The 13,847-nt window shown below is 58.5% G+C and carries 9 protein-coding genes; 5 read left to right on the forward strand and 4 right to left on the reverse strand.

Going from position 1 to position 13,847, the window contains the following annotated elements; all coding sequences use genetic code 11:
• Positions 1 to 37: 37 nt before the first annotated feature.
• Positions 38 to 3,835, reverse strand: coding sequence for an efflux RND transporter permease subunit (locus ACR3ES_RS11335; RefSeq protein WP_170432947.1), 3,798 nt, complete (start codon positions 3,833 to 3,835; stop codon positions 38 to 40).
• A complete protein-coding gene (locus ACR3ES_RS11340) occupies positions 3,832 to 5,064 on the reverse strand; it encodes an efflux RND transporter periplasmic adaptor subunit (RefSeq protein ID WP_170432944.1) in 1,233 nt (410 codons plus the stop codon). Before ACR3ES_RS11340 ends, ACR3ES_RS11335 begins: the two co-directional genes overlap by 4 nt.
• Positions 5,065 to 5,289: 225 nt before the next feature.
• Between ACR3ES_RS11340 and ACR3ES_RS11345 the strand changes: the two genes are divergently transcribed.
• The 5 genes from ACR3ES_RS11345 to ACR3ES_RS11365 all read left to right on the forward strand — a co-directional run bounded on the left by ACR3ES_RS11345 (position 5,290) and on the right by ACR3ES_RS11365 (position 10,696).
• Positions 5,290 to 5,961, forward strand: coding sequence for a hypothetical protein (locus tag ACR3ES_RS11345; RefSeq protein ID WP_170432941.1), 672 nt, complete (start codon positions 5,290 to 5,292; stop codon positions 5,959 to 5,961).
• A gap of 42 nt (positions 5,962 to 6,003) precedes the next feature.
• Positions 6,004 to 7,326 (forward strand): PQQ-like beta-propeller repeat protein, encoded by a 1,323-nt coding sequence (locus tag ACR3ES_RS11350; RefSeq protein WP_170432939.1) that lies wholly within the window; start codon positions 6,004 to 6,006, stop codon positions 7,324 to 7,326.
• A gap of 49 nt (positions 7,327 to 7,375) precedes the next feature.
• On the forward strand, positions 7,376 to 8,839 hold the full coding sequence (gene der / locus ACR3ES_RS11355; protein ID WP_170432935.1) for a ribosome biogenesis GTPase Der: 1,464 nt from the start codon (positions 7,376 to 7,378) through the stop codon (positions 8,837 to 8,839).
• 165 nt (positions 8,840 to 9,004) lie between these two features.
• Positions 9,005 to 9,991 carry a fatty acid desaturase gene (locus ACR3ES_RS11360; RefSeq protein ID WP_170432933.1) on the forward strand — a complete coding sequence of 329 codons (987 nt, stop codon included), beginning with the start codon at positions 9,005 to 9,007 and terminating at the stop codon, positions 9,989 to 9,991.
• A 93-nt stretch (positions 9,992 to 10,084) separates the two neighbouring features.
• Positions 10,085 to 10,696 carry a helix-hairpin-helix domain-containing protein gene (locus ACR3ES_RS11365; RefSeq protein WP_170432930.1) on the forward strand — a complete coding sequence of 204 codons (612 nt, stop codon included), beginning with the start codon at positions 10,085 to 10,087 and terminating at the stop codon, positions 10,694 to 10,696.
• A gap of 65 nt (positions 10,697 to 10,761) precedes the next feature.
• Here the strand turns inward: ACR3ES_RS11365 and serS are convergent, their stop codons facing one another.
• Positions 10,762 to 12,054, reverse strand: a complete 1,293-nt coding sequence (gene serS, locus ACR3ES_RS11370; protein WP_170432926.1) for a serine--tRNA ligase — start codon at positions 12,052 to 12,054, stop codon at positions 10,762 to 10,764.
• A 92-nt stretch (positions 12,055 to 12,146) separates the two neighbouring features.
• Positions 12,147 to 13,799, reverse strand: a complete 1,653-nt coding sequence (locus ACR3ES_RS11375) for a mechanosensitive ion channel family protein (protein WP_480425357.1) — start codon at positions 13,797 to 13,799, stop codon at positions 12,147 to 12,149.
• Positions 13,800 to 13,847: the final 48 nt, after the last annotated feature.

A 13,847-nucleotide genomic window follows, 5' to 3' on the forward strand; every position in this document is an offset into this window, starting at 1 on the left:
CACGGTCTACAGTCCGGAGACAAATCCGACTCCGTGGCTATTCAGCCGCCTTTAGCGGTGGTCCGGGCGGGTGCTCTGGTCGATCGTCCAACGTCTCGTCGGTGTCAGACAGCGGGGCCGGATCATCGCCCCATACGATCTCGGTCGATTGCATGTCCCGCGCCGCTCTGCCGATGGCCATGTCCTGCGCAATTCGGCTGGAGCGGCCTGCGGTGACCCGCGCCAGAACCTGGCCCAGCCATATCGCGTAGGTCGAGACCCAGACGCGCAGCGCCAGGAGCGATGGGGTCAGGATCAAAGTCAGAACTGTGGCGATCCCAAGCCCAAAGACAACTGCGGTTGCCAGCTGCTTCCACCACAGGGCCGTCGGGCTGTTGATGGAATAACCGCCATTGATGAAATCCAGCGTCAGGCCAAACATCATCGGTGTCAGACCGGCCATTGTAGTCAGCGTGGTCAGCAAGACCGGACGTATGCGTGCCTCGGCCGTTTTGACGATGGCATCGATCCGCGGCATGTACCGGCTGTATTCCTGATAGGTGTCGATCAGAACAATGTTGTTGTTCACCACGATTCCCGCCAGAGCAACAATGCCAGTGCCGGTCATAATGATCGAAAACGGTTGCTGCATCACCATCATCCCGATCAACACGCCGGTCGTGGACAAAACCACGGCGAGCAGGACCAGGACCGAGTTGTAGAACGAGTTGAACTGCGCCAGCAGGATCACGAACATCAATCCCAAAGCGCCCGCAAAGGCGTTCACAAGGAAGGCGCCAGACTCTTCCTGATCCTCCTGATCGCCAGTCCATTCCCAACTGATCGATTTGGCGAACGGTTCTGTTGCCAGCCATTCGGTCAGAACGGCAATACGCTCGTTCGGGTTTATCAACGTCACCCGGGCATCACCGCTTTGCAGGCTGGACCGCAGGCTCTCCGTGCTGCCCGCCCCGGTCAGTTGCACAAGTTCGAACTGCTTTCCTGGCGGGTTCGTCAGGGTCGCACCGTCGACCTGGGCCCCTTCTTCCAGTTCCCGGACGATGGCAAGCCGCTGCTCGGTTCCATCGGGTCCGTCAACCACCACCTTGCTCAGACCGGGTTCGACATCCGCCTTGACATCATAATACCGCTCCTGATTGACGCGGTTGATCTCGGCCAGTTTCGCAACCGGCTGCCGCGTGACAAAGTTGGACAGCGGTACCAGCCCGTCCGAGGTGCGCACCTTCAGCGTGTCCAGCGTGGACAGAACGCGATCCGCCTCAGGCAGGCGAACGCGGATCTCGATCTCTTCATCCGTCGTGTCGGGCCGCATCTCGCCCAGCAGGATGCCGCGCGTCACCAGTTGCACCATTGCGCCAACGGTTGCCACATCCGCGCCAAAGCGGCCCGCCTTGGCAACGTCCACGTCGATCTGCCAGTCGATACCCGGCAGCGGCAATGTGTCTTCGGTCTTGATCAGGCCGGGGGTGTTGTCAAACGCTTCTCGGGCCAGGACCGTCGCTGACGTCAGATCATCCCAACCGTCGCCTTTGATGCGCAGATGTACCGGTTTGGCCGAGGCCGGACCTTGCTCCAGCGCCAGGATCTCAACGACAAATCCCGGCAGGTCAGCCAGTTGGGCCGTCAATTCTTCCAGAACGTAGTCGCCGTCATATTCAGGCGCGACGTAATGGCGATCGAACAGGCCGCCCAGGATGGGTTCCGAGACGTTTGGACGATCTTCCCAGGGGATAATCTCAAATTGCACGCGACCCACGGTGTCAGCGGGTGCTTCCGCACCGCCGTTATTCTGGTTCAAACCGCCCTGTCCGGCAAAAGAAAAGACATTAATGACCGCCGGATGGGCCGAGATCACCTGCTCGGCGGCATAGACCATGGCGTCTTTTTCTTCCAAGGACAGGTTACCACGTGCCCGAACATATGCCGTGGCCTGTTCCGGCTCGCTTTCGACAAAGAATTCCACGCCGCGATTGTTGCTTCCGTAGGCGGCCATCACGGAAAAGACAGCAAGTCCAACAACAACAATTGCCACAACGGGCATGATTGGATTGCCGACTAGAAACTTAATGACATACCCAAAAGGCGTGTGTTCTTTGGCGGTGTGGACCCGAGTGTCGGGCGCACGCTCGATCTTTGCGGCACCCAGAGTGACCGACCCGGCAAACGCACCTGCAATCACCAAAATAGCGCCAAAGACCGCTCCACCAGCGGACCCTTCGGGCAACAGGTAACTCGGGTTCAGGACCTGCATCGCCCCTAGGAACACGAGGTAAAATGACGGTGCCACCAGAGCTGCCCTAAGCCACCAAGGTGTCCGCGCGCGCAACCAGTTCGACGACCGGTCGAACACGCGGCTCAACCGCCCGGAAACACCCCCCATGACGGGCAGATAAATCAACGCGACAATCAGCGACGCAGACAGAACAAAAATCAGCGTGACTGGCAGCATTCCCATGAATTCGCCGGGAATGCCCGGCCAGAAGAGCATCGGAAGGAAAGCACAAAGCGTTGTTGCAGTGGATGACACGATCGGCCAGAACATCCGCTGCGCCGCCTCGACATAGGCGTGCATGGGCCCGACGCCGTCTTTGATGCGTTTGTCAGCGTATTCCACAACCACAATGGCACCGTCGACCAGGATGCCCACCGCAAGGATCAGACCGAACATCACGATATTGGAGATGCTGACGCCCATAACCGCCAAAAAAGCGAAACACAGCAGGAATGAGGTTGGAATCGCAAATCCCACCAACAGAGCCGCACGAGACCCCAGCGAGGCCAGAACCACGATCATGACCAAAGCAATAGCGGTCAGAACCGATCCTTCCAACTGACTGACCATCGAACCGACGATCCGGCTCTGGTCGTTGGACGTGCCAACATCCACGGCGGCCAGCAACTCGGGCGGCCACTTGGTCTGGGCGTGGGCGATGGTGGCCTTGACCTGCTCAACCGTGTCGATCAGGTTGTATCCTTTGCGTTTGACCACCTGCAGGGCCACCGTCGGTTCGCCATCGAACCGGGCGGTGCCTTCGCGATCCTCAAATGTGTAGTTGATTTCGGCCAGTTCCCCCAACGTGACGACGCGGTCGCCATTTACCTTAATCGGCAGACCATAGACATCCTGAGCGGTTTTGAACGAAGATGGTATCTTGACCGAGAACGTCCCCTGGGCGGTCTCGACCTCGCCGGCTGCAATCAACTGGTTGTTGTTCTGGACGACACTGATCAATTCGGCGGCGGTGACATTGTACGCCTCAAGCCGCAGGGGGTCGATGATGACCTCAAGCAACTCGTCCCGATTGCCCGCGATCCCAGCCTCCAGCACAGAATCAAGCGCCTCCAGATCGTCCTGAAGGTCTTTGGCCACGCGGGCCATGGTGCGTTCTGGCACAGCGCCGGTCAGGTTGACGATAACGATGGGGAACTCTGAGAAGTTAACCTCTGTAATACTGTATTGCTCGGCGCCGTCGGGGAAATCACCTTGGGCCGTGTTCATGGCATCGCGCACATCTGCGATGGTGGCCGATTTATCCCAGCCGAACTCGAATTCCAGAAGGATGCCAGCGTAACCCTCGGCTGCGGTCGCCCCCATGTTGTCCAGCCCGTCGAGATCGGCCAACTCGGTCTCCATCGGCTTGACCAGAAGGTTTTCCGAGTCTTCCGCGGAAATGCCGGGAAACTGCACGGACACAAACAGCATTGGGATGTCGATATCCGGCTCGCCCTCTTTGGGCAGCCCGACATAGGCATACCCGCCGACAACCAGCGAGATCGCGATAAAGGCCAGAACCATCCGGGCTCGGCCAGCGGCCCAGCTTACGACACCGATCATTCTGATGGTTCCCGATAGGTTGGGGCGACAGTGACGCCGCGTGTCACAAATTCCTGCCCGACCAAGATGATATCAACGGTTTCAGGCAGGCCGCCGATCCAGACCCCTTCTGCCGTGTCTCTGAGGACCCGAATCGGCATGAAATCAACGATATTCCCGGCACCCACAGTGCGCACGCCCAGTTGCCCTTCGTTGTTCAGTGTCAGGGCAGACTGAGGCAGAAGGTGCGCCTTAGCACCTTCTGCCGCAATCCGAATGGTTGCGGTTTGACCATCACGAATGGCCAGATCTGGGTTTGGAACGGTGATCTCGACTTCAAAAGTGCGCGTGGTTTCATCCGCCGACCGGCTCAGGAAGGTGACCCGGCCTTCGACCTGCAGGCCGGTGACCAGTTGCGCCGACGCCTGGGACCCAACGAGCACACGGTTCACTTCGGTCTCGGGAACAAACCCCACCAGCTTGATTGGATCCAGTTGAATTACCGTGGCGCACAGGGACCCGGGTTGCATCAGGCTGCCCAGTTCCGCCGTGTCACTCTCAAGCAGACCTTCGAACGGGGCCTCGATCGTCAGCCGTTCGATCTCGCGCTCTGCGGCCTTGACCTCTGCCGCAGCGGCTTCAATTCCTGCGCGCGTTGCCTCAAGGCCGGCTTCGGCGGACTTTACACCCGCACCTGCCGTGCTCATTGCGGCTTCGCTGGAAATGCGGCGGGTTTCCGACCCGAACCCGGTTTCCGACAGCTTGCGCGCTGCTGTTAGGTTAATCTCGGCCTCGGCGACCAGCGCGTGTGCCTCTTCCAGCCGGGCTTCGGCCTCGGGAATGCGGCTTTCCGCCTCCAGCTTACCGGCCATGGCCTCGGCCAGGCTGGCGGGCCGTGTGCCCGGATCAAGCTCGCACAGAAGATCACCGGCTTCGACAAAAGCCCCCCGGCGTTTGGGTTCCGAGACCACAGTCGAGATTGTTTCCGCCAGGACTTCAACCTGTCTGTTGGCCTGGGTCTGACCGCGCAACAGGACAGCGCTGTCGATTTCACGCGCCTGGGATCGTATCGCAACGACGCCAACGGCGGTTTCGCTGACTGTTGTGACATCGGTTGTTTCACCTTCCGCACTCGCCGTGGTGTCCGCATCACCGCGTCCCGCAAATGCAAACAGCGCGTCGCGTTCAAACACAAGAAAATACAATGCGACAATCACCAAGAGGGCGTTGATGAATGAAATCAAACGCATACAGTTATTCTCCCAGAATCCCACGCCAAAAACCTGATGGCGTGCATGCCTAAAAATGGGGTTTGGCATGTCTCATTTCTACACTGAACTGAATAGTTCGGTTTATTTTTTTTCGCAAGTGCGGACTGAACAGGTGTAAATGTGCAAAATCCGACCCTTGGCTTGGCCGGGACGCCGGGGTATGACATGGCGCACATTACTAGAATAGACCGCCCGGGGGTAGGGATGAGCGACACTGACAGTTTCATTGATGAGGTTACAGAAGAGGTGCGCCGCGACCGGCTGTACCTGCTTTTGCGTCGTTGGGGCTGGGTTGGTGTTTTGGCAGTTGTCCTGATTGTTGGTGGTGCGGCGTTCAACGAATTCCGCAAGGCGCGCGACACCTCTCAGGCCCAGGATCTGGGTGACGCGATTCTGGCGGCGCTGGCAGAAAATGAATCCACGGCGCGCGCGGACAGCCTTGGGGGTGTGCAGGCCGAGTCAGTGGGGGGCGACGCCGTCTTGAACATGCTGCTGTCGGCCTCGCAGGTCGACGCCGGGTCCGTGCCCGAGGCCGTCAACAGCCTGAACACAGTGGCCGTTCAGGGCGACCTGCCTGAAATTTACCGCGCGATTGCAAGTTTCAAGGCGCTGCTGCTGCAAAGCGGGACCTTGCCCGCTGCGGACCGGCGCCAGCAGTTTGAGGCTCTGGCCGTTCCCGGCGCACCGTTGCGTTTGCTGGCAGAAGAGCAATTGGCACTGATTGACGTGTCTGAGGGTAACATCGATGCCGCGTTGACCCGTCTGCAGGCGCTGCGGCAGGATGCCGAGGTTGGTATCGATCTGCAGCAACGCGCGGCACAGTTGATCGTGGCATTGGGTGGTGAGCCAGAACCGCTGGTGGCACAGCAGGGCTGATCAGCGGCGGGACAACAAAATGACAGGCGAGTTCGGAATAACATGGTAACAAATCTGGTTTCCCGCTGGGGATTGCCTGTTGTGGCAATTGCCCTGATGACATTGGCGGCCTGTCAGGAGCGTGAGAACATACTGCCGGGTGCGCGCGAGGATATTCGTCCCGCAACGGATACCGAGACTGTTGAAACCCGCGGGTCGCAGCCGATCAGCCTGCCGGGTCAAAACGTAAATGCAAGCTGGCCGCAAAGCCCCGGAACGGCGGCGTTCCGCACAACAAATGCCGCGTTGCGCGCTGCGCCTCAACGGGTTTGGTCGACATCGATTGGCAACGGTGACACGCGCAAGCAAAGGATCACGGCCGAGCCCGTTGTCGCAGGCGGTTTGATCTACACTCTGGACTCGGGCGCAACTGTATCGGCGGTATCGCCTCAGGGTCAGGTGGTCTGGGACACGAATCTCATCCCCGCGCGCGATGGCGATTCGGATGCCACGGGTGGCGGAATGGCCTATTCGAACGGCGTACTTTATGTGTCATCCGGATTTGGGCGCTTGACGGCTCTGGATGCAACGACAGGCGCGATCCGCTGGCAAAAACGTTTGAACGCCACCGGCAGCGGAGCGCCCTTGGTCAGTGACGGGCTGCTGTATCTGGTTGCCGGTGACGAAACCGGATGGACCGTTGACACCAAGGACGGGCGTATCGCCTGGCAGATCGATGGTACGCCCAGCGTTGGCAATGTTCTGGGCGCACCCGCGCCCGTGTTGACCTCGGATCTGGCGGTTTTTGCGTTCGGATCGGGGGACATTGCCGCCACGTTCCGCCGTGGCGGCATTCGGCGTTGGAACGCTTCGGTCGCTGGCGGACGGCGGGGCCGGGCGGCTGCGCAGATCGTCGATGTGACCGGCGGGCCTATGGTGGTGGGCGATACAATCTATATCGGCAATCACTCAGGACGCACCGTTGCCTTTGATGCCGCGTCTGGTGAACGCCGTTGGACGGCCGACGAAGGCGCGGTCGACACGGTCTGGCCCGGCGGCAACAGCATCTTTCTGATCAGTGACCGCAGTCAGTTGGTGCGTCTGAACGCCTCGGACGGGTCCATTGTCTGGGCGCAGGATCTACCGGGCTTTGTCAAAGACAAGCCGGGTCGGCGGGGCCCGATCTTTGCCCACTACGGACCGATCCTGGCGGGCGGGCGCCTCGTTGTGGCGTCGAACGATGGCTACCTGCGGTTTTTTAACCCGGTTGACGGGTCAATGGTTTACCAGACCGAAGTTCCTGGCGGTGCAACAACGGCGCCCGTTGTGGCAGGACAGACGTTATACGTTGTGTCGACCAAGGGCGATCTGCACGCTTTCCGTTGACGGCAAGATGCGCTAAAGGGCGCTTCTTGAGTCTTGAAAGTTGAGTATCATGTCGCTGACCCTCGCCATTGTGGGGCGCCCCAATGTGGGCAAATCCACCCTGTTCAATCGCCTCGTCGGCAAACGACTTGCGCTGGTCGATGACCAGCCAGGCGTGACGCGCGACCTGCGCGAAGGCGAGGGGCGGCTGGGCGATCTGCGGTTCACGGTGATTGATACGGCAGGGCTTGAGGACGCGACCGATGACAGCCTGCAGGGCCGAATGCGTCGATTGACTGAACGCGCGGTGGACATGGCGGATGTCTGTCTGTTCATGATTGACGCGCGTGTGGGCGTCACGCCGACCGATGAGCTGTTTGCCGAGATTCTGCGCAAGCGGTCCAAGCACATCATCCTTGCGGCCAACAAGGCCGAGGGCAATGCTGCCGATGCTGGTGTGCTTGAGGCCTATAATCTTGGGCTGGGCGAACCCGTGCGCCTGTCGGGCGAACACGGTGAAGGCATGACCGATCTGTACGCTCAGTTGATGCCTTTGGCTGATGCTGCCGAGGAAGAAAAAGCCGACGAAACCCCCGAAACCGACATCGATCTGGACGAAGACAGCGAAGGCGAAACACCCCTGATCACCGACTCGAAACCTTTGCAGGTGGCTGTGGTCGGGCGGCCCAATGCAGGGAAATCCACTCTGATCAACAAGATCATGGGTGAAGACCGTCTGCTGACAGGTCCCGAAGCTGGTATCACCCGAGACGCCATCAGCTTGCGTGTCGACTGGGCAGGGGCGGACGGTGACAGCACGCCCATGCGTATTTTTGATACGGCTGGCATGCGCAAAAAGGCCAAGGTTCAGGAAAAGCTGGAAAAACTCTCGGTTTCGGACGGGCTGCGCGCCGTGAAGTTTGCCGAAGTGGTCGTTGTTTTGCTCGACGCGGCCATTCCGTTTGAACAGCAAGACCTGCGCATTGCCGATCTGGCCGAACGCGAGGGGCGCGCTGTCGTTGTTGCGGTCAACAAATGGGACGTCGAAGACAACAAGCAGGAAAAGCTGCGCGACCTGAAGGAGTCGTTTGAACGCTTGCTGCCGCAGCTCCGTGGTGCCCCCCTGGTCACGGTGTCGGCCAAGACAGGACGGGGGCTGGAGCGCTTGCGCGCTGCAATTCTACGCGCCCATGATGTTTGGAACCGCCGCGTGCCGACGGCTGCATTGAACCGCTGGCTGACCGCGATGCTGGAACAGCACCCACCCCCGGCACCGCAGGGCCGCCGCATCAAACTGCGCTATATGACGCAGGCCAAGACCCGGCCACCGGGCTTTGTGGTTATGTGCTCGCATCCCGACAAGATGCCCGATAGCTATTCCCGGTATCTGGTCAACGGCCTGCGCGAAGATTTCGACATGCCCGGAACACCCATCCGGCTGACTCTGCGGGGTCAGGGGGACAAGAACCCCTACAAGGGACGTCGGAAGAAAAACGCGGGCGCACTGGCCAAACATCTCAAGGGCAGGGCGTAACTGCGCCAATTTCCAGCATTTTCAGTCACAGGGCGTGACACGCTCACAACGGCGCGCTAGCATTCGTCTGCGTGCATTTGTTTTCGCATGTGCGGCTTGTCTGCGGGACCGCTGCACATAGTTTTGAATCAGTTTGTAACCGGGCCATCGTAGGGAGCGGACTGGATGGATCTGAGAGAATATACACGGCAATATGCGGTGCAGGACAACCGGCTTGCCGCGTTAAGTTATTTTGGGACCTTTGCGGTGTATTTCGCATCGCTCGCGCTGGCGATTACTTATGTCGATCGCTGGTATGTCATGATCCCGGCGGGGATTGTGTTCGCCTTTTCGGCGGTGCGTTTGTACGTTCTACAGCATGATTGCGGCCATCATTCCTTGTTTGAAACCCGACAGCAGAACGAATGGGCGGGGCACGGGTTGTCTCCGTTCACCTTTGCGCCGTTTGAGGTGATGAAGCAAAACCACAATTTGCATCACGCTGGCATTGGCAATCTGGAACATCGGGAAACAGGCGAAATCCACACGATGACTTTACGCGAGTGGAACGAGGCGGATTGGAAAAAACGTCTGGTCTACCGGCTGTATCGCAACCCCTTCATTCTGGTTCCTGTTGGTGCGCTTTTCACCTACTTCATCCGCTATCGCTGGCCAAAAAACACAGTGCGTTTTGGGGTGAAAGGCGTGGTGTTGCACAACCTGTCCATCATTGTCTTCCTTGGGCTGTTGTTCCTGATCGCAGGCACAACCGGTATTCTGGTCTGGTTGGTGTTTTCCCTTCTGGGCGGGATGCTGGGCGTGTTTCTGGTTTATTTGCAGCACAACTTTGAGGACACCTATTGGGACCGCCGACCGGATCTGGACCCGCAACTGGCGGCGCTTCAGGGATCCTCCGCCCTGGATTTCGGCTGGTGGTTCGACAATGCGGTTGCCTGCATCACGCTGCACGACATTCACCACTTCAATGCGCGCATTCCATCTTATCGGCTGCGTGCCTGTCACTATAACCTGCCGCCGGAATACACGCCGCGACGGATCAAGTTCCCCGAGGCTGTGGCGGCCCTGAATCTAAAGCTCTGGGATGAGGATGCCAAACGCCTGGTTCCTTTCCCCAAAAAAGGACAGGCCAGCGGCTTTGCGCATAGCAGTTAAAACCGTTGAGATTGCGCAGGCCGCACAGCAACTTGCGGGTCTGTACATCTTACGTATATACAAAGTTGCAGGGAGACACAGAAAGGACCCGTAATGACCGCAGTGACCGATGTAAAAGGTGTAGGGGAGACGCTTAGCCAGTCTTTGATTGCCGCCGGTTTCAAAACCGCCGAGGCCATAGCCAAGGCCAATCCGGCAGATCTGGTTAAAGTTCCGCGAATAGGCGCGGCCCGCGCCCCCTTGTTGATTGCTGCGGCAAAGGCGGCGATTGCGGCCAAGCCTGCCGCAACAAAAACGACAGCGCGCCGCGGCCCTACCCGTGCCCCTGCAACGCGCAAACCGGCCGCGCGCAAGCCTGCCGCGCGTACAAAAACCGCCCGCAAACCAGCTGCCCGCAAAACCGTAGCCGCCGCTGCCGCTGAAAAACGGGCAGAGGAAGCGGCGCGCAAGGCCGCCGAAGAAAAGGCGGCTGCTGAGGCGGCAGAAGCCAAGGCCAAGAAAAAAGCCAAGGCCAAAGCCAAGGCCGAAAAGGCAGCCAAGAAACGCAAAGAGATGGAGGCTGCTTTTTCGGAGGCCAAAGACAAGGTCAAGGCCAAGTCGAAAAAAGACAAAAAGTCCAAAAAGGACAGCAAGAAAAAAGATACCAAGAAGAAAGACGACAAGGGCAAAGACAAAAAGAAGGACAAGAAAAAGGCGAAGAAGTAGTCTCCTTCGCCTCTGTTCGCGTGGTAACCCGGCGCCGTTTCAAATGGGCGCCGGTTTTTTTGGTATCAGGCGAGTGTGCCGTCCGATTGCAACGTGAGTTTGCCACCCAGGTAGGGGGCCAAAACGTCGGGTAGGGTCACGGTGCCATCTTGGTTCTGACCGTTTTCCAGTACCGCGATCAGGCAACGCCCCACTGCCAGGCCCGATCCGTTCAAAGTATGAACGTATTCCGGTTTGCCGCCAGCTTCGGGCCGGAAACGTGCGTTCATCCGCCGCGCCTGAAAGTCACCACAGGTCGAGACCGAGCTGATCTCGCGGTAAGTGTTCTGGCCGGGCAGCCAGGCCTCGATGTCATAGGTGCGCCGCGCACCAAAGCCCATGTCGCCGGTGCACAGGATGACGGTCCGATACGGGATGCCGAGCCGTTCCAGAATATCCTCCGCACAGCCCAGCATGCGTTTCTGTTCGTCATCCGATTTGTTTGGATGTGTGATGGACACCATTTCCACCTTTTCAAACTGGTGCTGCCGCAGCATGCCGCGTGTGTCCTTGCCGGCCGAGCCGGCCTCTGACCGAAAGCAAAGGGAATGGGCCGTATAGCGGCGCGGCAGATAGCTTTCCTCGATCAGTGTGTCGTTGACGATATTTGTCAGTGACACTTCGGAGGTTGGGATCAACCACCAGCCTTCACGGGTCTGATAGCTGTCCTCGCCAAATTTGGGCAATTGTCCGGTGCCCTGCATCATCTCGGACAACACAAGCACCGGGGCGTTGACCTCGGTCAAACTGTTCTCATTGATATGGGTGTCCAGCATGAACTGCGCCAGCGCCCGGTGAATGCGGGCCACGCCACCGGACAAAAGCACAAAGCGCGACCCGGACAGCTTGGCCGCCGTTTCGAAATTCATGCCAGTCTGCACGGCCGCGATTTCAAAGTGTTCTTTGGCCTCGAAATCAAAGGCTCGAGGCTCGCCCCAGCGTTTGACTTCGACATTGTCGTTTTCGTCGGCACCTTCGGGGACGTCCTCGGCAGGCAGATTGGCAATGCGGATCAATTGATCGGTCAGCAACGCATCGAGATCTTTGGCTTCGGTCTGCATCCGTGCGATCTCGGCCTTTTTCTCGGACACGACCGCGCGCAAGCGTTCGAATTCCGCCTCATCACCCTTTGCCTTTGCCGCACCAACTTCTTTGGAGGCTTTGTTCTGTTCGGCCTGCGCGGTTTCGGCCGCAAGGATCTTGGCGCGGCGGCTTTCATCCAGACGCAACAGGTCTGACGACATCGGCGCATCCCCACGGCGCGCCAGGGCGGCGTCGAATACGGCTGGGTTATCGCGAATGGCGCGGATGTCGTGCATGGTTCAGATCCTTAATACGTGAATCACTGAAGCCGCTTATGCACCATATGAAAGGCGGGGTGTAGCACCGGTTAGGCAAATGATACTTACTTCTAGGCGTCCTCGCCGGTTTCATGCGCCAGATGCCCGTCCCAATGATCCACCGGGATTTTCGGTTCGGGCGGATCGGCCATGTATGAGGGCGTCATGATCTGCACGTTGTTCTCGTTGAACACGGCGACGATGTTGCGATGCAGATCCGATTTGATTTTTGGGATGATACTGCCACGCGTCGTGTAGCCATTGATTTGGTAGTTGATCGCGTAGTCGGCCAGTGCCGTCCACAGCACAAAAGGTTCGGGCTTGGCCTTGATCCCTTTGGTCCGGTGGGCGGCCTCGATCAGCATCGCTTCGACCTTTTCCGGCGGTTCCTCGTACCCGATGCCAACCGTCGTGTGCAAAAGCAGCCCGCTTCCATCGGTTTTCTTGGAGAAATTCACCACATCCGAATTCATAAGCTGCGCATTGGGGATCGAGATCAACTCGTTCTTGATGGATTTCAGATGTGTTTCCATCAGTTTGATCTGGACCACATCGCCAATGTGGTCGCCGATCTGAATGCGATCTCCGATAGATGTTGACCGGCGATATATGACAAACAACCCGGCCAGCATGTTGGACACAACCGAGTTTGCGCCCAGTGACAGCATGGCGCCGACCAGAATTGTCAGCACCTGGAACGCGGCCGAATCTGAGCCCGGAATGTATGGGACCGCAAAGACCAAAGCGATCAGGATGACGACCACACGGGCGATGTTAAAGGTCGGGTTCACCCAGTGTTTCTCGAAATCCGACATCTCGAACGTGCCAGCCTCGACCGCGTCAAAAAAGACCCGCATGCCTTTGATGATGTAAAGAGTCACCCAGGTGATCAGCGCCAACATGATCATGTTCGGGATGTAGCTGAGGATGCCGCGGAAGATCAGCAGCACCGGATCGGTGAGATATGTCAGCAGCAACTGCGCGAAATAGCGGGTTTCCGCAAAGGCCAGCAGAACAAAAGAGAGGTAGTAGTAGAACCCCAGAAAGAAGATGATCAGCAGAACGAAGTTCAGACCATAGCGGATCAGGGCAGCGATTGCCTCGGCTTGCACATGTTTGGCCGTGGCCGTCTCCACGTCCTTCAAATAGCGTTGAACCAGTTTTAGCGTGCGCCGCCTGATCCTGCGATTCAGCCACAGAATCAAAACGATAAAGAGAACAAACCCTATGGTCCAACCGGCCGCCTCGATGGCGCCTGATACGCGCGCCTGCTCGGTTCGATTTGCACGATAGGTAACAATGGCGTCGTGGATCGCGTCACCATGCAGCAGGCTTAGAATGTCCAGCTCCATCTGTTCCAGTTCGGCATCGGCTTCGGTGACGATGGAAACGCTGACCCCGTCGGCAAGGATGCGGGTGCCGAGGTCTGTTTCTTCATAGCTGATACTGACGTCAGGATTGTCCGAGGACTCTGCGACTTCGATAACGCTGTTTTGCACCCGGTCCGCGCGCTCTGGCGCGGGCAGTGCGCTGGATCCCCGCAGATGGAACAGAGTGTCGCCGTCTATGACAACCGGGGCTTTGAATGCCTCTGATTCAGCATTGTCACCCGACGCGGTGTCATCGCCTGCTTCCTGCGGCCATGCCGGTGCCGACAAAGCAAATACAAGTGCCAGCGCAGACAGCAAATGCGTCAGCAAATTGAATGGCTTGTAGAGTTGCACTGTCACGTCCCCCGTCGCCCAACTATAGCCAAGTAAAACAGTCTTCCT

The sequence above is a fragment of the Ruegeria sp. B1 genome, from assembly GCF_056535885.1.

Bases quoted from the DNA above. Each gene is read 5' to 3' on its own strand.
- ACR3ES_RS11335 (WP_170432947.1), bottom strand. From the start codon at position 3,835: ATGATCGGTGTCGTAAGCTGGGCCGCTGGCCGAGCCCGGATGGTTCTG.
- serS (WP_170432926.1), bottom strand. From the start codon at position 12,054: ATGCACGACATCCGCGCCATTCGCGATAACCCAGCCGTATTCGACGCC.
- ACR3ES_RS11360 (WP_170432933.1), top strand. From the start codon at position 9,005: ATGGATCTGAGAGAATATACACGGCAATATGCGGTGCAGGACAACCGG.
- ACR3ES_RS11345 (WP_170432941.1), top strand. From the start codon at position 5,290: ATGAGCGACACTGACAGTTTCATTGATGAGGTTACAGAAGAGGTGCGC.
- ACR3ES_RS11365 (WP_170432930.1), top strand. From the start codon at position 10,085: ATGACCGCAGTGACCGATGTAAAAGGTGTAGGGGAGACGCTTAGCCAG.
- ACR3ES_RS11350 (WP_170432939.1), top strand. From the start codon at position 6,004: ATGGTAACAAATCTGGTTTCCCGCTGGGGATTGCCTGTTGTGGCAATT.
- ACR3ES_RS11340 (WP_170432944.1), bottom strand. From the start codon at position 5,064: ATGCGTTTGATTTCATTCATCAACGCCCTCTTGGTGATTGTCGCATTG.
- der (WP_170432935.1), top strand. From the start codon at position 7,376: ATGTCGCTGACCCTCGCCATTGTGGGGCGCCCCAATGTGGGCAAATCC.